Annotated in this window: 19 protein-coding genes; 9 read left to right on the top strand and 10 right to left on the bottom strand. The window is 41.7% G+C overall.

Going from position 1 to position 24783, the window contains the following annotated elements; all coding sequences use genetic code 11:
- Nucleotides 1-16 precede the first annotated feature (16 nt).
- Nucleotides 17-601, bottom strand: a complete 585-nt coding sequence (petA, locus tag JMY09_RS04940; protein WP_201622481.1) for a ubiquinol-cytochrome c reductase iron-sulfur subunit — start codon at nucleotides 599-601, stop codon at nucleotides 17-19.
- Between the two features lie 606 nt (nucleotides 602-1207).
- Nucleotides 1208-3145: an ATP-binding cassette domain-containing protein gene (locus JMY09_RS04945; protein ID WP_201622482.1), complete on the bottom strand. Its 1938-nt coding sequence runs from the start codon at nucleotides 3143-3145 to the stop codon at nucleotides 1208-1210.
- A 209-nt stretch (nucleotides 3146-3354) separates the two neighbouring features.
- On the opposite strand from JMY09_RS04945, the gene JMY09_RS04950 reads away from it, so the two are divergent.
- The 3 genes from JMY09_RS04950 to JMY09_RS04960 all read left to right on the top strand — a co-directional run bounded on the left by JMY09_RS04950 (nucleotide 3355) and on the right by JMY09_RS04960 (nucleotide 6815).
- Nucleotides 3355-3615, top strand: coding sequence for a SlyX family protein (locus JMY09_RS04950; RefSeq protein WP_201622483.1), 261 nt, complete (start codon nucleotides 3355-3357; stop codon nucleotides 3613-3615).
- A 190-nt stretch (nucleotides 3616-3805) separates the two neighbouring features.
- Complete coding sequence (locus tag JMY09_RS04955) at nucleotides 3806-5047, top strand: OmpP1/FadL family transporter (protein WP_201622484.1); 1242 nt, start codon at nucleotides 3806-3808, stop codon at nucleotides 5045-5047.
- A 325-nt stretch (nucleotides 5048-5372) separates the two neighbouring features.
- On the top strand, nucleotides 5373-6815 hold the full coding sequence (locus JMY09_RS04960) for an OmpP1/FadL family transporter (protein ID WP_201622485.1): 1443 nt from the start codon (nucleotides 5373-5375) through the stop codon (nucleotides 6813-6815).
- A gap of 352 nt (nucleotides 6816-7167) precedes the next feature.
- Here the strand turns inward: JMY09_RS04960 and putP are convergent, their stop codons facing one another.
- Both putP and JMY09_RS04970 read right to left on the bottom strand, forming a co-directional pair.
- Nucleotides 7168-8679, bottom strand: a complete 1512-nt coding sequence (gene putP / locus JMY09_RS04965; RefSeq protein WP_201622486.1) for a sodium/proline symporter PutP — start codon at nucleotides 8677-8679, stop codon at nucleotides 7168-7170.
- Nucleotides 8680-9887: 1208 nt separating this feature from the next.
- Nucleotides 9888-10760: a LysR family transcriptional regulator gene (locus JMY09_RS04970; RefSeq protein ID WP_201622487.1), complete on the bottom strand. Its 873-nt coding sequence runs from the start codon at nucleotides 10758-10760 to the stop codon at nucleotides 9888-9890.
- A 364-nt stretch (nucleotides 10761-11124) separates the two neighbouring features.
- Between JMY09_RS04970 and leuC the strand changes: the two genes are divergently transcribed.
- From leuC to JMY09_RS05000, 6 genes are all read left to right on the top strand, one after another.
- Entirely contained in the window at nucleotides 11125-12543 is a 1419-nt protein-coding gene (leuC, locus tag JMY09_RS04975; RefSeq protein ID WP_201622488.1) for a 3-isopropylmalate dehydratase large subunit, read from the top strand.
- A 50-nt stretch (nucleotides 12544-12593) separates the two neighbouring features.
- Nucleotides 12594-12860 (top strand): hypothetical protein, encoded by a 267-nt coding sequence (locus JMY09_RS04980; RefSeq protein WP_201622489.1) that lies wholly within the window; start codon nucleotides 12594-12596, stop codon nucleotides 12858-12860.
- A gap of 53 nt (nucleotides 12861-12913) precedes the next feature.
- Entirely contained in the window at nucleotides 12914-13564 is a 651-nt protein-coding gene (leuD, locus tag JMY09_RS04985) for a 3-isopropylmalate dehydratase small subunit (protein ID WP_201622490.1), read from the top strand.
- Nucleotides 13565-13685: 121 nt separating this feature from the next.
- Nucleotides 13686-14441 (top strand): hypothetical protein, encoded by a 756-nt coding sequence (locus tag JMY09_RS04990; protein WP_201622491.1) that lies wholly within the window; start codon nucleotides 13686-13688, stop codon nucleotides 14439-14441.
- Nucleotides 14442-14521: 80 nt separating this feature from the next.
- Nucleotides 14522-15625: a 3-isopropylmalate dehydrogenase gene (gene leuB, locus JMY09_RS04995; RefSeq protein ID WP_201622492.1), complete on the top strand. Its 1104-nt coding sequence runs from the start codon at nucleotides 14522-14524 to the stop codon at nucleotides 15623-15625.
- Nucleotides 15626-15925: 300 nt separating this feature from the next.
- A complete protein-coding gene (locus JMY09_RS05000; RefSeq protein ID WP_201622493.1) occupies nucleotides 15926-17014 on the top strand; it encodes a L,D-transpeptidase family protein in 1089 nt (362 codons plus the stop codon).
- A gap of 343 nt (nucleotides 17015-17357) precedes the next feature.
- Here JMY09_RS05000 and infA read toward each other — a convergent pair whose 3' ends face one another.
- The 6 genes from infA to queA form a co-directional block, all read right to left on the bottom strand.
- Nucleotides 17358-17582 carry a translation initiation factor IF-1 gene (gene infA / locus JMY09_RS05005; RefSeq protein ID WP_007395612.1) on the bottom strand — a complete coding sequence of 75 codons (225 nt, stop codon included), beginning with the start codon at nucleotides 17580-17582 and terminating at the stop codon, nucleotides 17358-17360.
- A 131-nt stretch (nucleotides 17583-17713) separates the two neighbouring features.
- Complete coding sequence (gene truA / locus JMY09_RS05010; RefSeq protein WP_201622494.1) at nucleotides 17714-18568, bottom strand: tRNA pseudouridine(38-40) synthase TruA; 855 nt, start codon at nucleotides 18566-18568, stop codon at nucleotides 17714-17716.
- 127 nt (nucleotides 18569-18695) lie between these two features.
- Entirely contained in the window at nucleotides 18696-19808 is a 1113-nt protein-coding gene (locus tag JMY09_RS05015; protein ID WP_201622495.1) for an asparaginase, read from the bottom strand.
- 183 nt (nucleotides 19809-19991) lie between these two features.
- Entirely contained in the window at nucleotides 19992-21893 is a 1902-nt protein-coding gene (locus tag JMY09_RS05020) for a FimV/HubP family polar landmark protein (protein WP_201622496.1), read from the bottom strand.
- A 112-nt stretch (nucleotides 21894-22005) separates the two neighbouring features.
- Nucleotides 22006-23244: a type IV pilus assembly protein FimV gene (locus JMY09_RS05025; protein ID WP_201622497.1), complete on the bottom strand. Its 1239-nt coding sequence runs from the start codon at nucleotides 23242-23244 to the stop codon at nucleotides 22006-22008.
- A 300-nt stretch (nucleotides 23245-23544) separates the two neighbouring features.
- Nucleotides 23545-24741 carry a tRNA preQ1(34) S-adenosylmethionine ribosyltransferase-isomerase QueA gene (gene queA / locus JMY09_RS05030; protein WP_201622498.1) on the bottom strand — a complete coding sequence of 399 codons (1197 nt, stop codon included), beginning with the start codon at nucleotides 24739-24741 and terminating at the stop codon, nucleotides 23545-23547.
- Between the last annotated feature and the right edge of the window lie 42 nt (nucleotides 24742-24783).

Genomic DNA, 24783 nt, shown 5'->3' on the forward strand with positions numbered 1-24783 from the left:
TTTGCCTATACTCATGTTAAGCCTCCCCAACCGTCAAGATGGTACCGTCCATACTATATTCTGGAATAGGTAAATTTAGCGGTGCTGGAACGCCACTATAAACACGACCCGCTAAGTCATATTTAGAGCCATGACAAGGACAGAAAAACCCACCATACCAATCATTACCACCTAAGTCAGTTGCACCAACATCAGGGCGGTAGTTTGGAGCACAGCCTAAATGTGTACACACGCCTTCAACCACCAATACTGATGGATCTAATGAACGTGTAGGATTGGCACAGTATTCAGGTTGCACTGATGCAAGAGAGTCAGGGTCAGAGAGTAATGGAATTACTGGCTTTAAGTTACCTAACATTTCTTCTGTGCGTTTGACTACAAAGATAGGTTTGCCACGATATTTTACGACGATCATTTGACCTTCTTCGACAGAACCAATATCTTGGGTAACTGCTGCTCCAGCAGCTTCTGCTTTGGCACTTGGATACCAAGAGCGCACAAAAGGGGTGGCAACAGCAGCTACCCCAGCGGCGCCAATTGCGGCAGTTGAGGCAATAAGAACTCTACGACGTTGTACATTAACGCCTTCGGCTTGGCTCATTAATACTTCCTCCAGGTGAATGAAATGGGATTATCCCACACTGGGTTTGTGTCTTAGAAATTTACAATGTCAGTTACCAGCCACTTTAGCGGTGCCTAATTTTGCTAATTGTTGCTATTCTAAGCTATTTTGGTCATAAAACAAATTATTGTGTTAAAAATAAAGCAGACCCGATAGGCTATACTTGACTGGTAAACATTATAAAAATGCCTGTAGCCATCTTGTTATCACTGTTTGAGACAAGATATATATTACCGAAGTTGGGGTATCGATTACCTTATAAATTATAAGGGTATTTAACAATAGGGAATGATACTGCAAATGAAGACAATGTTCACTAACTTTCAGTATATTTCGGTAAGGTAAATAGACAAAATATAGCAAAAATCATCTCTTACCATCCACCTGTCATTGTGGTGATAAACTTATTTTTAAATGACAGCAATGGAAGATGTTTTCCAATCAACATATCTTCAAACTAAAAGTTTTCAATCAATAACCTTGTATTTACTTAAGGTTATTGATTGTCCACTCAGAGATGCAGTAGGCTACGCCGTATAGTGTAGCCTTAAAGCTACTATAGTTTAACCTTCAAGCTAATACAGCTTAGCCTTCAAGGGTATCCCAACGCTCAAGCTTGCCCATTATTTCTTCTTCAATAGCTAATAGGCGTTCGCTAGCCACAGTAGCCGCATCAAATTCTTTGATGAACCAAGAACCATCAGCTAGTTTCTGTTGCAGCTCCGCTTGTTCAGTTTCTAAAGCGGCAATTTGTTTTGGCAGAGCGTCAAGCTCACGCTGATCATTGAAGTTAAGCTTTTTTGTGCTTTTATTGGACTTAACAGCGGCTGGTGTAAGCTTAGCCGTGCTCTTAGTAGCAGCAGTGTTAGATTTAGCAGCTTGTGCCGCTTGGGCACGATTTTTTTGTACTAAGTATTCTTGATAGCCACCAACGTACTCTTGCACAACGCCTTTACCCTCTGCGTCTTCATCAAAGACCCAAGTGGAAGTGACTACGTTATCCATAAATGAGCGATCATGACTAATTAGCAATATAGTGCCGTTAAAGCTAGCTACAGACTCCTCTAAGAGTTCAAGCGTTGCCATATCCAAGTCGTTAGTTGGCTCATCGAGTACTAGAATGTTAGCAGGCTTAAGAAGTTGCTTAGCTAGTAGTACACGGTTACGCTCACCACCTGACAGGGCTTTAACAGGAGTACGTGCGCGCTCTGGAGCAAATAGGAAGTCTTGTAGATAGCTCATAATATGAGTTTTGCGACCGCCAACTTCAACGAAGTCTGAGCCTTCTGAGACATTTTGCGCCACACTAGCTTCTAGGTCTAACTGATCACGCAGCTGATCAAAAAAGGCGATTTTGAGGTTAGTACCCAATTCAACATTACCAGTTTTGATAACTTCATCGTCAGACATATCAAGCAAGGCTTTGATCAAAGTAGTCTTACCGGCACCGTTTGGCCCAATAATACCTATCTTGTCGCCACGCATGATAGTAGTAGTGAAATTATCGACTAGCACATTACCATCATATTCAAGATGCAAGTTTTTGACTTTACAGACTAGCTTGCCACTTTTCTCGCCAGCATCCATAGTAATATTGACGTTACCGACCTGCTCGCGACGACCACCACGCTCTTCACGCAAGGCCTTTAGCTCACGAACACGGCCTTCATTACGGGTACGACGTGCCTTGATACCTTGACGAATCCAGACTTCTTCTTGGGCCAGTTTTTTATCAAAATTGGCATTATTCTTTTCTTCAGCTAGTAGTTGTAGCTCTTTTAGCTCTTGATAGCGAGCATAACCACCTTCGCCTTGCGTTACATCATAGCTAGTCAATAATCCACGATCCAGCTCAACGATACGAGTGGCCAATTTATTCACAAAAGCTCTATCATGGGTGACGAATAATAAGGTCAAACCCTGCCAGTCTAACAAGAAGCGTTCCAGCCACTCGATACTATCAACGTCTAAATGGTTGGTTGGCTCATCAAGTAATAGCACATCAGGCTTAGTGACCAAAGATCGGGCTAATAGTACTCGGCGCTTACGACCACCGGATAATGAGGACAAGTCATCATTAGGATCAAGCCCCATAGTAGTGATTAATCGGGTAGCTTCACGCTCTAAATCCCAGCCATGTACCGCATCGATATCATGCTGTAAAGTGGCCATGCGCTCACAGGCATCCATGTCGCCATCCGCACAAAGATTAGTCTGCTGGTTATAGCTGATCAGTAGATCGGCAGTGCGGCGACTGCCACCCATGACGATATCTAAGATGCGACCGCTAGTTTCAGGGACATCTTGCTCAAGCATAGCAACACGTACACTACTGCTAGTAATGACTTCGCCACTATCAGGCTGCAAAGTACCACTAATCAGTTTGAACAAAGTGGATTTACCTTCGCCATTGCGACCGATTAAACACACACGCTCACCGGCGTCAATGCTAAAATCTACGCCATCAAGAACGGGAGCTACGCCAAAGGCGAGATGAATATCTTTTAAATGTATCAGTGCCATAAAGTATCTTAAGCTTATATATAGTAAGTGGAATAGGTTTTAGTCTAATAAAATCCTTATTATTGTTACAATAAGGGCTGTGACTAAATTGCCAATATTATAACATGCCCCCATAGCAGTTTAGTGGCTATAAAAAACTTTATCCTAGTTACTGTAACAGCCTCTATTAACCTCCCTGTATTACTAACAAAACCATTATTGAGAAAATTATGACTACAGCATCATCGCGGCCAGCCAACCATGCTGACGTGCAAGCTGAACTTACAGAGCAAGTGATTGAGCTACAAATGACTATGGCTCATTTAGAGATGACGGTAGAGCGTCTAGATCAAGTCATTACTCACCAAGACAAAAATATTCGTGATCTGCAACGCCAGCTGCAACTGGTTTATAAACAAGTGGAAGGTCAAAGCGGCGAGGAGGGCATTGCGCCATTCGATATCATGGCTGACCGCCCGCCCCACTACTAATCGGTGTCCTAGTGGCAGGGTAAAGTTAGTATCATGATAACCGCCTTATGACTGCCTAGTCATAATAGGCAAATAGCGCACCTTGATGGTTGTCTTACTAAGCAAAAGACATTAATATCCTTCGCTTAAACTGCTGCCCTGCTATTAGCTAGCCTGAGTAGTGCAACAATAAGGATATTTGGAGATCATTATGCAAGCCACTTTTCAATTAAAAAAGCTTACTGTGGCTATCACAGCTTTTACTATCGCTAGCGTTGCTAGTGCTGCTGGCTTGGATCGTTCGGGTCAAGATATTACTGCATTTCTACAAGATGGCTTATACGCTGAGGCTAGCTATACTTATCTAGATGCTGACGTAACAGGTACTGATGCATCAGGCCACAGCATCGACGATATCGCTGAGTCTTATGACTTCTTCCGCTATGGAGTAAAGGCTGATATTAACGATACATTCAGTGTGGGTGTGTTGTATGACGAGCCTTTTGGGGCATCAGCTGACTATAGAGGCAATAATAATTTCGTCGATCAAAATCCTAACTCACCTAGAAATGGTGAAGGGACTAATGTCGAAGTGCGTACTGAAAGTATCACTGGTATCGTTGGCGCAAAACTTGGTGCTAATAAGAATTTTCAACTCTATGGTGGTCCAGTTGCTCAGCGCGTACAAGCTGACGTAAAATTACGCGGTTTAAGCTATGGCCCAGCTAATGGTTATACTACTCATGTCAGTGCTGACCAAGATTACGGCTGGCTAGCAGGGATTGCTTATAGTAAGCCTGAGATAGCGCTAAAAGCGGCGTTGACTTATCGCTCTGAGATTGAGCATAACTCGCAAGCATCTGAAAGCTATCCTTTGGCAACGATAATTGGTGGTTCTATACCGCCAGTAGCTGGTGGACCGTTTGCATTTCCAACAAACAGAAGTAGTGGTATTGAGATTACTACCCCTAAGTCAGTAAACTTTGATTTTCAAACGGGTATTAATCCGACTACTTTAGCCACTGCAAAGGTGCGCTGGGTACCTTGGAGCGACTTTGCCATTGTGCCGTCACTATACAATGAGGTGAGCACTGCTAATCCTGCCTATCGTCCTGATGGCTTGCCATTAGTGAGCTATGATAAAGATCAGTGGGTAGTAGAGCTTGGACTAGCTAAACGCCTTACACCAGCCCTAGCCGTAACTGGTAATATTGGCTGGGATAGTGGTGCTGGCGATCCAGTAACTTCATTAGGCCCTATCGAAGGTTACTATAGCGCAGGTCTTGGTGCTAAGTATAATGTCACTGAAAACTGGGCGATATCAGCCGGCGGTAAATACTTGTGGTTCGGAGATGCACAAGGACAAATACCTTCCAAAAATATCGTTGGTGACTTTGAAGACAATGAAGGTTATGCACTGGGTCTAAAACTTTCTTATCAGGCCGCACAGTAACCAATAGAAAGAACTAATGATTTAAGGTATAAATTTTTTATAAATAATTTTTTTATAATAAATTCAAAGAATTAAGTATAAATATAGCGATCCTAAAGGGGTCGCTTTTTTTATACTCTTTACAAATGTTTAGCTTCATTGTTAGTTTTCTAAAACATATGTCAATACTATTTGTACTATCCAGTCGTATTTGAGAAATAAAGTACTTTACTTGTTGTCTTAGCGTGAAAAAGGAACTACTATTCAATTTAGGACGCCGATCATATATTCAGTAATAACTTAATCGTGATAACGGCAAAACAATGCGGATGTTTGGAGAGATATAATGCGCCCTACTTTTCAGTTAAAAACCCTTGCGGTAGCAGTTGCTGCTTTTTCTATTGCTAGTGCCGCTAGCGCTGCCGGCTTAGATCGTTCAGGTCAAGACATCACTGCTTTTTTCCAAGATGGACTCTATGCTGAAACCGTCTATACTTATATTGATGCTGATGTCAGTGGTAAAGACAGTGCCAACGTTGTTCCTACTAGCAATACTTATGTCGAAGGTCGGGACACTGGTGATATTGCTGAATCATACGATTTCTTTCGCTATGGGGTAAAAGCGGATATTAATAATACTTTTAGTGTAGGTATTATTTATGATGAGCCGTTTGGTGCTGCTGCTGAATATAAGGAAAGCAACTTTGTAGCTCAAAGTGGCGATACCCGTGAAGCTACTATTACGCGTATTTCTGGAGGTCTTATTGGTCCAAGTTCACCACTTGGTGTCACTAGTTTTGCTCAAGCACAAGCTACAGTGAACGCTCTTCAACGTAAAATAGGACTAGGCGGCACTTTGACGCCGCAAGAGCAAGGTGCTTTAACAGCATTAGCTCCAGCAGTTGGCATTGTTAATGGAGAGTTCGGTACGGCAGGTCAAAATACCAATGTTGAAGTACGTAGCGAAAACTTAACCGCTATCCTTGGTGCTAAGTTTGGTGCTAATAAAGAATTCCAAATTTACGGTGGCCCAGTCGCTCAGCGTATTCAAGCGGAAGTAAAACTGCGTGGATTGGCTTATGGCCCGGCTACTGGCTATACTTCAAACAGTAATCCTAATATGGACTATGGTTATATCGCTGGGATGTCTTATAGCAAACCTGAAATTGCCTTAAAAGCAGCGTTAACTTATCGTTCTGAAATTGATCATGATTTAGATGTCTCTGAAACCTATCCTCTAGCAGGAACCTTAGCAGGTAATCCAGCTGCGGCTACTCAGAATAGTAATTATCGTATTACTACTCCTAAATCCGTTAACTTTGATTTTCAGACTGGCTTGAATCCAACCACTTTGGCTACGGCTAAAGTACGCTGGGTACCTTGGAGCGATTTTGCCATTACACCGCCATTATATAATGAGGTTAGTAAGCGCAACTACGGTCCTAATGGTTTAAACTTAGTTGATTATGATGATGATCAGTGGCAAGTAGAACTAGGGGTGGCCAAGCGTATAGCGCCAGCACTTGCCGTTAGTGGTACAGTAGGCTGGGATAGTGGTACTGGTGATGAGACTACTTCACTTGGTCCTATCGATGGCTATTACAGCCTTGGTCTTGGAGCTAAGTACAACCTTACCGAAAACTGGGCAGTATCAGCTGGTGGTAAATACTTATGGTTCGGTGATGCTAAAGGTAGATTACCATCAGGTAAAATCGTTGGTGACTTCCAAGATAATGATGGTTACATCTTAGGTGCTAAGCTGTCTTACCAAGCCAAGCAAGGTTTCTAAGCGCTAAACGCATAGTGAGACTATTGTAAGAGTTACTATAAGAAAGCGATCCTAAAGGGTCGCTTTTTTGTGGCTGTGATTTACGGCAGATAAAGTAACTAGCGGGTGAGATAGGTTGGAAGGCAGGAGATAACAGGACGCCTTATTTGGTATTCAAATAGCTGTTGGTTCAATAGTAAATGACCGACTTTATCGCTGAGGATAGTAGCAAAAGTGCTGGGCTAAAATGACTAACTTAGCAAGATTTGGTTAGCTAGAAAAACCAAATACTAGTATAAATAGCCAATAAAAAACCTCGCTACCGTAACGGCAACGAGGTTTGTAATTATGATTTATAGTCAATAAGCTAAGCTTATTTGTGTAGATTAAGTTCCATCTCTTTAAAGGTAGCAGCAACGGTAGGTTTTGGACCGCCTGTTGCAATACTCACCACAAAGATAGCTATAGTACTTAACACAAAGCCTGGAACGATAGCATATAACCAGCTATTGAGCGCCATACCATTCATCTGGAATGGACCATATATCCATAAAATAACCGTTAACGCCCCAACAACCATACCGGCAACTGCGCCATTACGGTTCATGCCACGCCATATAAGGCTAAAGATAACTAGAGGTCCAAAGGCAGCACCGAATCCTGCCCAAGCGTTAGATACTAAGGTTAGTACTGAGCTATCTGGGTTAGAAGCTAGCATAATTGACACGATAGCAACCACTATAACTGAGATACGTCCTACCATTACTTGGCGAGACTCTGAAGCCTCTCTATCCAAGAATAATTTATAGACATCTTTAGTTAGTGAGCTTGATACTACTAACAGCTGTGATGAGATGGTACTCATGATTGCCGCTAAAATAGCCGCTAACAAGAAGCCTGAGACTAATGGCGTGAACAAGAACTGAGTGAATACTAAGAAAATCGTCTCAGGATCATCCAACGTCATAGCCGTTTTTTGTACATAAGCACGACCAGCAAAACCAGTCATTAATGAACCAACTAAGCTAACAACCATCCAGCTCATACCAATGTTACGGGCAGTAGGAACGTCTTTGACCGAGCGAATCGCCATAAAACGGACGATAATGTGCGGTTGACCGAAATAACCTAGGCCCCATGCCATCAAGGAGATGATACCCAAGATCGCCATACCGTCAGGTAAGCCGTTGGTGAAGTTCAATAGGTTTGGATCGATGTTTTTAACAGCAGTAGTAGCCGCTGAGATACCACCAAGATCGGTAAAGGCCACAACAGGTACAATTATCATTGCAAATAGCATGATAACACCCTGCACAAAGTCAGTCATAGACACTGCTAAGAAACCACCGAACAAGGTATAAGCGACAACGACACCTGCGGTAACCCATAAGCCAGTAGCATAAGAAAGATTTAGCGAGCTTTCAAACAACTTACCACCACCAACTAAACTAGCGGCAGTGTAAACCGTAAAGAATAAAATAATAACTATCGCTGAGATAACGCGCAACATATGCGACTTATCTTCAAAGCGGTTGGCGAAGTAATCAGGTAAGGTAATAGCATTATTGGCAACCTCAGTATAAACCCGCAGACGAGGCGCCACAATAATATAGTTTAATAAAGCACCAAGAGTTAATCCTAGTGCAATCCAGATACTGACGACCCCGTCAGCATACATATAGCCAGGTAGGCCAAGTAATAACCAACCAGACATGTCTGATGCGCCGGCAGATAATGCTGTGACTGCTGGGCCTAAACTACGGCCACCAAGCATATAACCTTCTGTGTCATTGGATTGCTTAAAGTAAGCATAAACACCAATCCCAAGCATTACCAAAAAGTAGACGCCAAGCGATATCAGTACGCCACTTGAAACTCCGTTCATATAACTGTCCTTAGCCAACTGCTTGGCTGTAATGAGATATAACTATAAGACAGACAACTATAAATACACTATAAAAAGATAGTATTAAAAAGCAGAAAAAACCAGTAGTAAAAAATAGTTAATACCAGTAATACTTAATAATTGGTAAGCACTCCGATATTAAGTAAATATTTACTGAAATTTTTACATGATTGATAGTAGTTCAGAGGCTTGTTCAGACTTGCTATATGTTGCTAACAATCAGCTCATCTGCATAAAACCAATCATCTAAAACTGTTAGTTGGTCTATTATTCGGTCTTTTTAGCTCTATCTTGATAGTATTATTGTCGATCTTATAAGTGACTTATTATGAAGTGCAGCCCCTAATGGACTACTAACCTCATTAACCATTGTCATCTAATAATCTATAAATTCAATAGCTTGCGTTGATTTACTGGTTAAAAATAAAGTTGCTAAATATAGGGCTGTTAATTAATTAATCTAACAAACTGTTTATACAGGTTTTAAAACCAACCTGCAATAAAAGATTGCTAAAGATGTACAATCAGTACCAATCAATATTATAAATGTAATTTTTTGTGAAAATATATGAGGTAGCTGGGGTTGGATGTTTATCAGCAGACGCTACTGATAGAGCTAGTTAAGCCAAGTTAGGTTTCGGATAGGATTTGAATAAAAGATATCGAAGATGGATTGCTAGTATTATCGTTATTAGCAGTTTTTAGCTGTCATTGACATTTATCAATATAGTTTACCTAACTTTACTATATCTTAGTGAGTAATATCAGCTAGCCTCACACACCAGCAAAGTACCGCTTTGCTCGTCGGCAAGCCAACAGCTATGCTTACTGTTGGCAAAGGGAGGGGGTGTTGCCAGTACTTACGTGTACTTACTAGTAGAACTATGCTTTTATTGAGACTAGTCTATAGAGCTTTATTTGGCTACTGTTTTACAATTAGCCTTTAAATAATAGCTGTTAATACTATAGCTGTTAATAGTATAGCTATGAATAATAATGGCTGTAGCCGACGGTTGAACAGGCCTTAATGTTATAAAGTCTGTAAATGTCACTGCACTGTGATTGTAGTGAACAGTCGATCTATAAATATAGACTGTAGGTCTATCTGAGTCATAAAAGATCTATCTGAGTCATAAAACACAATCAACCCCCGTTACTTTGACAACTCAAACCGTTGCTCTGATCGGTTAATCAATAGGAGAGAGCAAGTCAAGTAAAGCAGTAACGCTGCTAGAAGGCGTTAGTTTTGGATTGATCACCACGCCTAAATAGCGTTGTAGCTCTATATTGTCTGCCATATTTATACGTTCTAAATCTTGGCTAATAAGGGTCTGTGGTAGTACTGACCAACCAAGGCCTACTGAGACCAACATGCGGATTGACTCAAGTGGATTGGTACTCATAGTGGCATAAGGTTTTAAGTTATGCTTGGCAAATTCTGCTAAAGTAATTTGACTAGTAAAAGTGTTGGCAGAAGGCAAGATAGCAGGATAACGCGCTAGCTGCTCTAAAGTAACGTTGGTTTTCTTAGCCAAGGGTGATAAGGTGCCCGTCATAAAGTACAGTGGATCTGACCATAAGGTATGATAGGTTAAGCGCTTATCGTAGACTGGTGGCAAAGTCATAAAGGCCAATGACAGATCGCCATCAAGCACGGCTTTATGAGCTTCTTCTGAATCGACAAAACGTACATCTAACTGTACGGCTGGATAGCTTTGAATAAAGTGTTTTAATACTGGTGCCAGATGATGTAAGCCAATATGATGACTAGTACCGATGACTAACTTTCCCGATATAATATGTTTTGAATGCTGTAAGTTTATCTTAAAGTTTTCATAATCATCCAGCCACCGCTTAGCATGAGGCAGCATCTCGCTAGCAGCTTGAGTCGGTACAATGCCTCTTCCTACTGTATCAAACAGAGTGATTTTGAACTCATCTTCTAAATTTTTGATACGTTTGCTTACTGCAGGCTGAGTAATAAACAGCTTTTCTGCTGCGCCTGATATACTGCCTATCTGCATAACCGTGACAAATGTAATCAAATTAGTAGTATTCAAACTAGTATCCTTAGCTATAAAAGCGAATCATAAATAAAAGTTGTCTCACCCAATCAAAACTTCTTAGAAATAAAAGTTTGTGAATAGATAAAAATCATCAATTATTATTATAGAATTAGGCTGTTATAATCACAAGGTATCAAGACAATTATTGACACTATATATGATAAATATTTTCGATAACCCTCTTTAGTAAGTAATATTAGTAACTAATAATCGCTAACGACTTTGCGATACTCTTAATAACAACAGGCAGCTAACGCTAGAATAGTTACTTCCTACACGGTATCTATAGTGATTTGATAGACAAAGTACCCTATCAGTAGGAATAGCTAGCCATTAGCCACCAAGAAAGGACAGTAATATGGCCGCTCAAACTTTATATGACAAACTTTGGCATGCTCATGAAGTCACTAAGCGTGACGATGGCTCCAGCTTAATCTACATTGATCGCCATCTATTGCATGAGGTGACTAGTCCGCAAGCCTTTGAAGGTTTGGAATTGGCCAATAGACTGCCTTGGCGTTTGTCTGCCAATATTGCTAGCCCTGATCATAACGTACCGACAGTCACCAAAGAGCGTTTACAAGGTGTAGCTGGGATCAAAGATAAAGTTTCCCGCTTACAAGTAGTCACTTTAGATGACAATTGCGCTAAGTTTAATATTGCTGAGTTCACTATTAATGATGCGCGGCAAGGTATCTTGCATGTCGTCGGCCCTGAACAAGGCTTAGTATTACCAGGTATGACTGTAGTCTGTGGTGACTCACATACGGCTACTCATGGTGCTTTGGGCTGTTTGGCTCATGGTATTGGTACCTCAGAAGTTGAGCATGTATTGGCCACTCAGTGTTTGATTGCCAAAAAAATGAAAAATATGCAGATTCGGGTCAATGGTAAGCTTGGCACTGGAGTAACCTCAAAAGATGTAGTATTGGCTATTATTGCCCAAATTGGCACTGCAGGCGGTACAGGACACGCCATCGAATTTGCTGGAGAAGTATTCGAAGCGATGAGTATGGAAGGGCGGATGACCGTCTGTAACATGGCTATCGAAGCGGGTGCTCGTGTAGGCATGGTGGCAGTAGATGATATCACTATTGATTATGTCAAAGGCCGTCCTTACGCGCCAACAACAGAGCAGTGGCAGCAAGCCGAAACTTATTGGCGCACGCTACACTCGGATGCTGATGCAGTATTCGATACTGTTATTGAAATCGATGGTAGCAAAATCGCACCGCAAGTCTCTTGGGGTACTTCTCCTGAGATGGTGGTTGATATTACTCAATCGATACCGACTGTTGATCAAGCTGTTGATGAGTCGCAGCAGGAAGGGTGGTTACGCGCTTATACTTATATGGGTCTAGAAGGCGGCCAAAAAATCACCGATATTCAGCTTGATCGTATCTTTATTGGCTCTTGTACTAACTCACGTATCGAAGATTTACGTGATGCTGCAGCAGTTATTAAAGGGCGCAAGGTAGCTAGTACTATTAAAGAAGCTATCGTGGTTGCTGGTTCTGGACAAGTGAAACTGCAAGCTGAAGCGGAAGGCTTAGATACGCTATTCACTGAGGCAGGCTTCGAATGGCGCGAGCCGGGTTGTTCAATGTGCTTGGCTATGAACGCTGATAAGCTTGAGCCACAAGAGCATTGTGCTTCAACTTCTAACCGTAACTTTGAAGGCCGTCAAGGTAATGGAGGACGCACTCATTTAGTCAGTCCTGCGATGGCAGCAGCAGCAGCTTTAGCGGGTCACTTTGTCGATGTGCGTAATTACTGAGACTTTTTGACATCATAGTTAAGTTTGAAGTAACTAGAGATTCTGTTGGGATGGCCGATGACATTGATGCCCCTCATTGTGTTGAGCTCGGCCTAGAATCCACACTGCCACTGCGAGCATTGATAACTATAATTTTAAATGACTATCAATTGCCTAGTGTTGCAAGTCCTATGATTTACTGGATATGTAAAATAAACCAGCGCCATGTGGCTACTATTATAGTTACTGATAATTTAGCTACAAGAATTCATTTTGAAGAGAGTAATGGGGTTGAATTCTCTTCAATGAATAAAGTTCATTTTAACTACACTTGGTGATTTTATAGCCACTACCATTACATTGATTTATTAAAAATAGAATAGGAATAATCATGCAAGCTTATAACACCCAAACGGGTATAGTCTGTCCGATGGATCGCTCAAACGTTGATACCGATCAAATTATTGCCAAACAGTTTTTAAAATCTATCAAGCGCACTGGCTTTGGGGTAAATCTATTTGACGACTGGCGTTATTTAGATGAAGGCTATCCCGGTCAAGACAATAGTAATCGTCCTATTAACCCAGACTTTATTCTGAATCAACCGCGTTATCAAGGCGCGAGTATTCTATTGGCACGTAAGAACTTTGGCTGTGGCTCTAGCCGTGAACATGCTCCTTGGGCACTATCGGAATATGGTTTTCGTACGGTGATTGCCCCAAGCTTCGCTGATATTTTTTATAATAATTGTTTTAAAAACGGCATGCTACCTATCGTTCTTGATGAGGCTATCGTTGATAGTCTTATGCAAGCTACTTTTGCTAACGAAGGCTATCAGTTAAGTGCTGATCTTGAGCGCCAAGTGGTTATTACGCCAACAGGTGAAGAATACCCATTTGAGATTGATGCTTTTCGTAAGCACTGTTTGTTGAATGGGCTTGATGATATCGGTCTAACTTTGCAACACAGTGATGCTATTAAAAATTATGAGCAACAGATGATGCAAAAAACGCCTTGGATATTTAACCAAGTGCATGCCTAAATCTAGTTCTGACTACTGCTACAAATAAAGGCAGACAGTTGTTACTATGGCGTTGAGTTATAGTAACAATATGGCTAGAATAATAGGTAATTTATTATTAACCTAGACAGTAGCTAACATTATGAAGGAAAGAATTTACACTTTATTCACTAAAACGGCAGTGGCAATCAGCTTGCTGTCTTTGTTAGCTATGTCAGGCTGCCAATCCTTATCAAGCTATCAGTCAGGTTATAAAAAGATAGAAAATGCTAAGCAAGCGCAAGTGTGGGCAGGAGAAATCATTCCTATGCTCAATGAGGTCAACATTGCTTGCGTAGGCACTTATCATTGTGAAATTACTCAAATTGATACTATACCTATAATATCGTCTGACACTCATAAGCCAGTTAACCCAGCACTGTTAGTCTCTATGGCAAGCACTAATGGCAAGCCTTATGCTAAGCTTAGTAAAGCTGAGCAAGCACAAGTGCAGGCTAAGGTATCACCGTTGACTGATAATAAGTCAATAAAAATAATACCGCTAACCGCTTCTGCTATGCCTAACCTGACTAATTATTATGCTAGTGTTAAGCCGATCAAACGTGAAGTGCACATCAATTTTTATCCTGAGAATAATGTCGGTTATGTTGAACGCTTTGCCCTGATTGATGAGTTTAAAGAACAAGGCACTTATGTGTTACAAGCCTACCGTCAAAAGCTTGCTGAAAATAATGACAGTTTATTAGACAGTGCTTCACCTACACCACTATGTATTGATTTGTTGAAAGATAAAGTTTTAAAACGTCGTTTTTGCAAGCAGCCAGATGTAGAAAGCGAAGGCGAGTTTGTAGAATTAGCACTAGCAAATAAAGCTAACAAAAATAACAAACGCGACTAGCCTTATAATGGCACGGATAATTTACCTCATTATTGTCGAAGTTATCGATTATTAATGAGCAACCAGTAACAAGGAATAGTATGGCAACGATTTTAACCTTAGCAGGCGATGGTATTGGTCCTGAAATCATGACCCAAGCGCTTGATGTATTAACCGCAGTTAATAATAAATTTGATTTACAGTTAACGCTTGAGTCTGGATTGATTGGCGGCGTGGCAGTCGATGCTACTGGCGAGCCTTTGCCAGAAGAAACGCTGGCACGTGCGCGCGCTGCTGATGCTGTATTATTAGGCGCTGTTGGAGGGCCTAAGTGGGATGCTATAGAGCGTAGCAAGCGTCCTGAGCGAGGTCTGCTAAAGATCCGTAGCGAGCTTGGTCTCTTCGCTAACTTGCGGGTGGCTAAACTCTATCCTCAGCTAGTGAATGCTTCGAGTATCAAACCTGAGATTATCCAAGGGCTTGATTTACTGATTGTACGTGAGCTAACTGGAGGCATCTATTTCGGTGAGCCACGCGGTATTCGCACTTTAGAAAATGGTGAGCAGCAAGGCTATAACACTATGGTCTATAGCACTAGTGAAATTCAGCGCATAGGTAAAGTAGCCTTCGAGCTGGCGAGAACTCGGGCAAAAGCTTCAGGGTTAGCACCAAAAGTGTGTTCAGTGGATAAAGCCAATGTGTTAGAAGTCACGGAGCTGTGGAAGCAGACTATGACAGCTATGCAGCAGAGCGACTATAGCGATGTGGCCTTGTCGCATATGTATGCTGATAATGCTTGTATGCAGCTGATCAAAAATCCAAAGCAGTTCGATGTGATGGTTACTGGCAATATGTTCGGCGACATCTTGTCTGATGAAGCGGCTATGTTGACTGGCTCTATCGGTATGCTGCCTTCTGCCAGTCTAGATAAAGACGGCAAAGGCATGTATGAGCCTTGTCATGGTTCAGCGCCAGATATCGCTGGGCAAGATAAAGCCAATCCATTAGCGACTATCTTGTCTGTGGCTATGATGCTGCGTTATACCTTTAAACAAGAGCAAGCCGCTCTAGCGATTGAGCAAGCGGTAAGTGATGTATTAGATGATGGTCTACGTACTATAGATATTTTGGATAAAAACGAAGCTGGCTTGATCCAAGTAGGATGTAAGCAGATGGGTCAAGCAGTACTAGCCAAACTGTTGTAAATTTATTATTGAGGTTGCTATCTTAGCCCTCTAGTTAAACATCATAAAACCTATAAGTAGCTCAGCTATTTATAGGTTTTTTTATGCTAGTTATTTTTTGCTGGCAAAACGGCCAGTATTAACATAGATACCTTAAGGGTAGGCGTCTATTAACACAATACTAGTGTATGCGCCCATAGGCTTATGGCATGATTGATAGTGTTATAAGTGTAAAAAAACAGCTGCTAAATAACCTAACGATAATAACTGAAATAAATAATTAAAAATCACCAATACCAGTAAAAAACTTGAGGAGATCACATGTATTCATTAACTAAAATTAGTAGTGCTATGGCCGCAATTGGTTTGTCTACTATGCTATTTATGAGTCCAGCTATAGCGGCACCTAACACTGATACTGACATTAGTCCCGTTACTAATGGGGTCAGTCAAAAATTAACAGGGGATAGCAAAACAGCAGTTTCGTTAAACAAGCTGCTACCTACTATCAACTATAATACTGAAAAATTGCCGAAGACGGCGCAAAAAGTAAACAGCGCTAAATGGACAAAAGGGGCAAAAATAGATCAAAGTTTAGGCACTAAACTACAAGCATTATTGAACTGGCATCAGCATGGCGTTGGGGCTGTGGATGGCTATTGGGGAAAAAATACTCGCAAAGCTATGCGAGCCTTTCAACAAGCTAATAACTTAAGCGTAACTGATACTTTGAATGAAGAAACTTGGCAGGCACTAACGGCGAGTGAACGTCTGACTAGTCAACCAGTCTTAGTTAATTATAAGTTAACTGAAGATGATATCAATATAAAAACCACTACGATTCCTGCTAGTGCAGAGGATAAGGCCAAACTCGATGGCATGTATTACGAGAGTGTGCTGGAGGGGCTGGCAGAAAAGTTCCATATGAATGAGAAGTATCTAAAGTCGCTCAATGCAAACGCTAGCTTTAGTGCTGGGGAGACTATCATTGTCTATAATCCTAGTAACCCTAATACTAAGCCCGTCAGTCGAGTAGTCGCTGACAAAACCACTCAGACCTTATATGCTTATGACAAAGCAGATAAATTGATTGCCAGTTATCCTACTACAGTGGGCAGTACTTCGACGCCTTCACCTACTGGTAGTCATACCGTAAAAGTCAAAGTCCATGAACCTAACTATACTTATACGGCTGAGGATGGCAAAAAGTCTATTATTCCACCAGGACCAAACAATCCTGTAGGTTCCGTTTGGATTGGGCTAAGTAAACCCTCTTATGGCATTCATGGCTCGCCAGATCCTGCTCGTATCAGCCGTCAGGCGTCAGCAGGTTGTATACGTCTGACTAACTGGGACGCTTTGGCACTATTAGGTACTATTGAGAATGGTGCTACAGTTGAGTTTAAATAAAATACTTTAAGTATAACTAAAGAAAAACTGCGCCACTAGATAGAATAATAGCCATAAAACGCCCATAAAAATACCGCTGATATTAGCGGTATTTTTATGGGCATTAGGATTAAATTCTAGCTTATTCTATTGCTTAAAAAGTGGCCTAAGCAATAAAATAAGCTTGTATATCTCTAGTAAAACTATGTTAAAGAACTTAAATAACAGTGTCTTAACTAACAATTTTTTAAGTTACTACAGTGAGCGGGTATTTATTATTAGTATCCTATAGTCCATCCAGCTATAAATCAATGATTGCTGGCTGTATTAGCTGGATAAAGCGCCCACTAAGTTAAACTAGCTATTAGGTTTTACCACGATAAGTGATACGACCTTTTGACAAGTCATAAGGGGTCATTTCGACCTTGACCTTATCACCAGTCAAAATACGAATATAATGCTTACGCATTTTACCTGAGATGTGAGCAATGATCTCATGTCCGTTCTCTAAACGAACTTTGAACAGAGTGTTAGGAAGGGTGTCAATGACTTCGCCTTCAAATTCAATAATGTCGTCTTTTTTGGCCATAATTCTATATCAATCAATGAAAAATAAGCCCATATTATACGTAAGTTAGCGCCTTAACGCAACCAGACATATGATTTTTGCTTGACACTGTGTAAGTGATATGTATATCTGTTTTTCAATATTTAAGCTCATTAATCAGGTAGATTGAGCCAAATAGGGGTTAAAGGCGCAGCGGGCAATTGCTGCTGGAAGTGTTCAGGGTAATAAGCATTGATAAAGTATAGCCCGTCACCTGAGGCAGTAGGAGGAGCAATAGTACGATCCTCTGCTGCTAGGATCTGCTTAAAGCTGGCTGGTGATAAATCATGGCGTCCTATCGCATACAAAGTACCCATCAAGTTGCGTACCATATGATGCAAAAATCCATCAGCTTGAATATCAAAGACTATAAATTGACCATGCTGAAAAAGTTTAGCATGACTGACATTACGTACCGGTTGATTAGATTGACAAGCTGCTGCACGAAAGCTAGTAAAATTATGAGTACCTACTATATCTGCCGCCGCCAGTTGCATTGCTGCCAGATCTAAGGGCTCATAAACATGAGTGACTTGATGATTAAGGATAGCTGGACGCTGAGGCTGGTTCAGGGTGATATAACGGTAGCGTCGAGCCATAGCACTAAAACGTGCATGAAAATCTTCAGGCATCGGCTGCACCCATCTTAATGCAATGTCACCAGGGAGTAAGCTGTTGACCCCACGTAGCCAGTTATGAGGCAGTCGATAAGCATGAGTGACAAAGTGGGCGATCATATTACTCGCATGAACGCTAGCATCAGTGCGCCCAGCCGCGACTACTTCAACAGTCTCATTAGCCACAGTGCTGATGGCGGTCTCTAGTGCTTGCTGAACACCTAATACTTCCCTCTGTCTTTGCCAGCCATGATAGTGGGTACCCAAAAACTCAACAGCAATCGCTAAGGTATAAGTGGCAGGTTCGGTATTACTGTTTTTGAGCGCTGGGGCAAACTTGGGTTCTATCATAAGAGTTGTAGGTACAGTTCTATTAGTGATTGGTTAGCAATATTGAGGTCAATTCGCTACTGTTTTGATTGAGGTTTTTACTAGTGTTTCGCTACTCTTTGACTAGCTAATCTTTAAGCAATAGAAATTAGCGTTTTTTTATAGCAGTGCTAGTCTGATTGACATCGTAAGTCCAGCGTTGGCGTCGTCGTGCTGGACTATCATAGCGGAGCAGTAACCATAATAAACGCGCATAAATAGCAGCAATAGTTAAGCGCCCACCAGCAATCACTTGATAGTCATACTGCCAGCTGCCAGCCGCATAACTGTCGCTAACCCCACCGAATGGACATTGGCTAGCACAAATGACCATATGACCTTGCTCATAAGCGGCTTGTAGAGCGCTGGCAAGTGCGGGTGAATAAGGGACATTACCAGCCCCAAAGCCTAATAAAATAATACCACAAGGCAGCTCACTCAATAACGCTTGTAGTTGATTGGCCAGCACTGAAGTATCGTTAGGTAAGCAATATAGTGCATGAATGCGCGCCTGTTGAGCACGACCTTCGATATCGACCTTGAGCAACTGCTGATCATCGAGCCAGTGTTGACGTCGGGTATCTGCCAGCCATTTGATATAGCTGTTAGCAGGATAGGCCGCTCGCGTGTGACCCGTAAATGCCATAAAATCTTGGCTGTGAATCTTTTGTACCGTTTGTGCTGGCCATGATTCACCACCGAAGCTTATTTTCACCCCTGATTCGCCAGCACTAGCCAGTCTTAATGACTCTGTTAGATTGTCCCAAGCATCACCGTTCTCATCGACTTGATAACTGTTTAACACTTCGCTATTAAGTAAGGGTCGCATGCTACCGGTAACTACGATACAGATATCCGAGCCTGCAAAAGCTTCCGCTAAAAAAGCTCCTAAATAGCTTAAAGTGTCAGTACCAGTAATTAAGATAAAACGGCGTGATCCTTGGGCATAAGCGGCTAATAATAGCTGATAAAAGTGCACAAAGTCATTGGGTGTCAGCTGACTACTATCCTTGATTAAGCTGTTGTCTAACCAAGAGATAGTAGGCAAAAAATTCACTTGCTCGGGGGCCGCCAATAAGGATTGGAGGGCAGGCAAAAACTCATCAGCTGCTAGTGGTGCTAACGGGCGACCATAACTACCAAAAGTACCACCAGCATAAATCAGCTGTACTGGTTTAGTATTAGCTTCGATGACAGTAACGGATGGAGCGGATAGGGACATAAGAGTATCGCTATAAATAATGGATAGAAGTAATAAAGATGATAAAGATGATATAGGGAAAACGCTAGTATAAAATGCTAAATAGCAGCGGCTGACCAAAAAATTGCTAGGTCAGCCGCTGCTATTTTTAGCTAGAGATTGTTTCAAACAATATAACGAGGATTAAAAAAACAAACTAGCCGTTTAAGTGATCTGAGCTAATAAAGCTTGCGCTTGTTGCTGCTGCTCGCTACTACCTTGATCGACTACTTCAGTAAGCAAGCGTTTAGCACTATCATTCTCTCCTAGCTGTAAATACTGATATGCCAAATCTAAAATGACTTGATAGCTGTCTAACGACTTCACAAAGTTAAAATCTGCTGAAAATGGTGAGTCAAACTCAACAGGGGTCTGCTCGCTACTATCGGTTGCTATCTCTACTGACGATAGCTCTGTGGCTGCACGAGTAGAGATAGTAACTGGTTCAGCACTACTGGCAACTCTGTTAACGAAATCATCAGTAAGCAGCCAATCCTCTTCTACAGATGACTTATCAGCAACATCAGTTACGGTGGACTCAGAAGCGGGGGTACTGCTTGAAGAGTCTGTAAGGTCAGCTATAGCCATATCATCAGCATCAGCATCATCTGAAGATGCAAAATCAAATAAATTATCGTTAGTTGGACTGTCAGCTGTATTTGCTACATCAGCAGCAGTTAACTCAATATCAAAGTCAGTATCAGTATCAGTATCAGTATCAGTATCAATATCAATATCAATATCAATATCGGTATCAAAGCCATCAGTAGCATTATCTACAAACGCAGCAGCATCAATACCAATCGCACTATCCTCTAAACTAAATACAAAATCTTGTCTGTGTGCTTGTGCAGAAGCAAGCTCATTAGCACTAAGACTATCTATAGTGCTGTCTATCTTAGGCTCAATACTAAGATCTGCTAAATCCATAACAAAATCATCATTATCATTATTGCTATCATCAAAGCTACCATCAAAACGGTCTTCAAGACCTTTGTTAACCTCTTTCTCAAAGCTTTGATTAAAACTGAGCTGGTCAACTGCGCTATTAGCCCTAATAGTGTCAGCTAGTAAGCTATCAGCGCTTAAGGTTTGCTGAGTAGACTGATCATCAATTAAAGGCTCAGAGCATTCTGCTGTCAACGCACTAGTATCAGGGTCAGCTACATCGTCAGACATATCATCAGAACCGTTATCAAAACTAAGGCTAAAGTCATCGTCGATATTGCTGGCGCTATTAGTAGCAGTTAGGTTAATAGCATCAGCAGAGACTATTGAGGCAATAGGGGGCTTAGCGCTATTGCCAGTAAAAGGGGTATCAGTAAAAGGGGTATCAGTGAAAGGGGTAGCGGTTAGATCAGCAGCTTCTAAATCAGCCAATAACAGATCAAAGCTGGCGCATTCTTGCCCATATTGCTTAGGATCAACAGCTATACTAGCAGGCTGAGTATCAGTTACTGAGGGTAAGGAATGCAAATCTAATAAATAGTCATCTTGCTCAAAGGTACTAGCAGTATCTGAGGTAGCAATAAGCGGCTTGGATCGGCTATGAGATGCAGCAGCGCTAGTATCATCAGTAACTAAACTCATAGTTAACAAAGCATCACTTTCTTCTAAGTTCGGTTGCTGTCCCGCCATTAAGTCTTGCAGTTGCTGCGCTTGTTCAATAATTGTCTGATCATTATCGGTCTGGATAGTATTATAAATTCGATAGAAGTCATCACGTTGGTTGGTGACTACATAGATATCTAATAACTTCAATAATAACGGACCGTCATTAGGTTTTTTGGCTAAGCCACGCTGTAGGGCCTCAATAGCTTTATCATAACGTTGCTGATCGATAAAACGTTGAGCGATAGTGACGCTATCAAACTTAGTTGCCTCACCAGAACAGTTATCGAGATTGTTTTTGCTAACCGTAGAACGATATACCGTTGAATTAGATCGGGAGGACTCAGGTTTTTTATTCATCATTAAAGGTTGTTGAGCGCTATTTCTGCGTTTGACTAACAGCACTAACAACAAGACGATAGCCAATCCTGCAACGATATATAGCATGTTATCCATGAATACTCCCAAGCTTACGAGCGCTTTTTATAGCAGAAAATACTGAGTAGCTAGGCAATTATTGATTACTTAACTTTTTAAGATCAGCTTTAACCTCAGCTGGTTTTTGTAATTATAGCTTTTGCCTATAGCCAATAAGAGTATGGTTAGCCGCTTGTACCTCTTGGTCTTGAGCCACTTTGCTTTGCTTCGATTGCTTGAGTGTCGCTAAGATGTCGATACTGACAGTACTGACAGCTGCACTCTGAGCTTTAGACTCAGTACTATCAGACTCAGTATCATTACCAGCTGTCGACTTCGTAACCGTGAGCTTAGTAGGGATTGCTATAGCTTTTTCTGTAGCCACCGCCTGTTCAGCTTTATTGATAGGGTCATCTGCTAAAGGTTTAACGCGATAGTGTGCTCTGTGTGCGGCGATAGCTACTGGCAGGCTTTTTTGCGATGGGCGAGTTTGGTAATTGGGAAGCTGCAATTGTGCATCGGCTCTTAGACGATTGGCATCTTGCGCTATAAAAGCATCAGGGTTTTGATGTTGGATTTTCTTCATCACTGCTTGTACGTCGATATTGTTTTGCACAGCGATCTTTTTAGCGATGCTCCATAAGCTATCATTACGTTGCACATCATAGCTTATAGTAATTGTTTGGTTATCAGGCGCTATATCTTTTGGCACAGCCGTAGCGGAACCGTTACTGACATTGGCAGTACTAGCGCTAGGTATTTTAGTGCTGGGCATAGCTATGGCCAGTATTTGCGCATTAGCCATCGCAGAGCTAGCTACTGAGGGGCTGGACGAAGCGAATAAAGGCGGCGGTGCTCCCCGTTTGACAGCTAAGGTTTGCGCTGTATGATCACTAACTACAGATAGATTAGTCTTTTGTGCTGTGGCTGTGGCTTGGTTAGGTTGCCTAATCGCTACGCTTTTATGCAATGGCATCAGTAAGGTCTTAGGTATGATATTGCGTTGGCCTTTCTCATTGATAGACAACACTACATCAGCAAACGGCTTAGAGACAGGCTGCGTGGTGCTAATCACCATGGTACCCGCATCAGCAGAAGTGGTGACAAAGTGTACAGACATGGAGTCCGTTGGGATGAGCCCCAGTTGTTGATAAACCACGGGATTTGCCAAACTAGCAGAAAAGTCTTCGGTGTGGATATCAGTAACTGAAATAATAGCTACTAGAGGTTGATGCTGCTCAGAGGTGACTACGATCTTGCCTATAGTCGCCGCTTGCGCTGTAGCTAACGATAGCGTAGCGCTAATGGAGTAGAGCAACCCGGTCGCTAGCGTTTTATGTACAGCCGTTAAATGGATATTGGTTAAGCGCTGAGGTAAATGCCAAGACATGCTTAACCCTTTTATAATAAGTGATAATGACTTTAAGTACGGAATATAAGTAATGACTATAAGTAATTATCAATAGTAAGCTATTATCATTACTATGACAACAAAAGCTGACTTTTATCTGGTTAAAACCTAGTGTAGCTACTTTGCATAATTTATATAAAGCAACTATATTTATATATAGCAACTAGGGATTAAGCTTATTATTCAAAGGGTGCAATACTTTTTTACTAATTCTTGTTGCCCTGTTTATGGTTTTATTTGCTTATGTTTGGCTAATAATATTTATTTAATAACTAATATTTACCGTTTTTTGTCCAGTAACATGGCATCACCATAACTAAAGAAGCGATATTGATGCTCGATAGCATGTTGGTAGGCTTGTTCTATAGCGGCTTTGCCAGAAAAAGCGGCGACTAACATTAGCAAAGTCGATTTGGGTAAATGGAAGTTAGTCAGCAAGCGATCAATTACCCCAAAACGGAAGCCTGGATAAATAAATATGTCAGTATCTCCTGACCAGCTAGCTAGCGCCCCGCCATTCTGTGTAGTCTGCTGATAAGCGCTTTCGAGAACCCGAGCTACCGTAGTTCCAATGGCGATAACTTGCTTGCCATTAGCATGAGTTTGATTGATCAGCGCTGCGGTATCTTGCGGCAGATAGGCATACTCGCTATGCATAGTATGGTTAAGCAGATTGTCAGTTTTGACCGGCGCAAAAGTACCAGCCCCGACATGTAGGGTGACAAAAGCAGTATTAATGCCTTTGTCGCTGAGCATAGATAGTACTTCTTGATCAAAATGTAAACTGGCAGTAGGAGCAGCGACGCTAGCAAGCTTGGCTGGGTCATGAAACACAGTCTGATAACGAGTATTGTCAGTTTCGTCAGCATGGCGCTCAAAGTACGGCGGTATCGGTAGCTCTCCGTAGCTTTCTAAGTCTGGCAAAATAGGCGCGGCAAAAGCCAAGATAAATAGGTTCTCTTGACGTCCGAGCATAATGCATTGCATCTGATCATCAGCTAAAGATAAGCTCTGACCTAGTTTTGGCGCTTTGCTGGCTTTGACATGGCAAAGTGCGACATACTGCGGTGTTTCTACCGGTTTATCTGCATCAGCGATAGTGCTTTCTAACAGCTTTTCAATAGCAACGCTATCCAATAAACGCTCGATCAACACTTCTACCTTACCGCCAGTATCTTTACTACCGAACAGCCTTGCTTTCATCACTTTGGTATCATTAAATACTATTAAGTCGCCAGCATTCAATAGTGAGGCCAGCTCAGTAAACAGATGGTCTTCTATCTGTATGTGAGCGTCAGTAGTGGCTGGCAAGTACAGCAACTTAGAAGCTGAGCGCTGGGCTAGGGGGTAGCGGGCGATTAAGCTATCCGGCAGCTCATAATCATAATCAGCCACACTTAAGTAGTCTAGAGGAGCTGAATCAGGATTGTTAGCACAGGTTTTGGGATCAGAAGTTACAGAGTTAGAAGCAGTCATAAGAGTCAGTAAGTAGAGGAGTATTTTGGCGTAATTGTAGCA

Origin of the sequence: Psychrobacter urativorans, from assembly GCF_904846695.1 — a bacterium.
In the GTDB taxonomy this organism is placed as follows: domain Bacteria; phylum Pseudomonadota; class Gammaproteobacteria; order Pseudomonadales; family Moraxellaceae; genus Psychrobacter; species Psychrobacter urativorans.

What these genes read in the sequence shown, in the direction of transcription:
- petA (WP_201622481.1), bottom strand. Translation starts at nt 601, where the DNA reads ATGAGCCAAGCCGAAGGCGTTAATGTACAACGTCGTAGAGTTCTTATT.
- JMY09_RS04945 (WP_201622482.1), bottom strand. Translation starts at nt 3,145, where the DNA reads ATGGCACTGATACATTTAAAAGATATTCATCTCGCCTTTGGCGTAGCT.
- JMY09_RS04950 (WP_201622483.1), top strand. Translation starts at nt 3,355, where the DNA reads ATGACTACAGCATCATCGCGGCCAGCCAACCATGCTGACGTGCAAGCT.
- JMY09_RS04955 (WP_201622484.1), top strand. Translation starts at nt 3,806, where the DNA reads ATGCAAGCCACTTTTCAATTAAAAAAGCTTACTGTGGCTATCACAGCT.
- JMY09_RS04960 (WP_201622485.1), top strand. Translation starts at nt 5,373, where the DNA reads ATGCGCCCTACTTTTCAGTTAAAAACCCTTGCGGTAGCAGTTGCTGCT.
- putP (WP_201622486.1), bottom strand. Translation starts at nt 8,679, where the DNA reads ATGAACGGAGTTTCAAGTGGCGTACTGATATCGCTTGGCGTCTACTTT.
- leuC (WP_201622488.1), top strand. Translation starts at nt 11,125, where the DNA reads ATGGCCGCTCAAACTTTATATGACAAACTTTGGCATGCTCATGAAGTC.
- JMY09_RS04980 (WP_201622489.1), top strand. Translation starts at nt 12,594, where the DNA reads ATGGCCGATGACATTGATGCCCCTCATTGTGTTGAGCTCGGCCTAGAA.
- leuD (WP_201622490.1), top strand. Translation starts at nt 12,914, where the DNA reads ATGCAAGCTTATAACACCCAAACGGGTATAGTCTGTCCGATGGATCGC.
- JMY09_RS04990 (WP_201622491.1), top strand. Translation starts at nt 13,686, where the DNA reads ATGAAGGAAAGAATTTACACTTTATTCACTAAAACGGCAGTGGCAATC.
- leuB (WP_201622492.1), top strand. Translation starts at nt 14,522, where the DNA reads ATGGCAACGATTTTAACCTTAGCAGGCGATGGTATTGGTCCTGAAATC.
- JMY09_RS05000 (WP_201622493.1), top strand. Translation starts at nt 15,926, where the DNA reads ATGTATTCATTAACTAAAATTAGTAGTGCTATGGCCGCAATTGGTTTG.
- infA (WP_007395612.1), bottom strand. Translation starts at nt 17,582, where the DNA reads ATGGCCAAAAAAGACGACATTATTGAATTTGAAGGCGAAGTCATTGAC.
- truA (WP_201622494.1), bottom strand. Translation starts at nt 18,568, where the DNA reads ATGATAGAACCCAAGTTTGCCCCAGCGCTCAAAAACAGTAATACCGAA.
- JMY09_RS05015 (WP_201622495.1), bottom strand. Translation starts at nt 19,808, where the DNA reads ATGTCCCTATCCGCTCCATCCGTTACTGTCATCGAAGCTAATACTAAA.
- JMY09_RS05020 (WP_201622496.1), bottom strand. Translation starts at nt 21,893, where the DNA reads ATGGATAACATGCTATATATCGTTGCAGGATTGGCTATCGTCTTGTTG.
- JMY09_RS05025 (WP_201622497.1), bottom strand. Translation starts at nt 23,244, where the DNA reads ATGTCTTGGCATTTACCTCAGCGCTTAACCAATATCCATTTAACGGCT.
- queA (WP_201622498.1), bottom strand. Translation starts at nt 24,741, where the DNA reads ATGACTGCTTCTAACTCTGTAACTTCTGATCCCAAAACCTGTGCTAAC.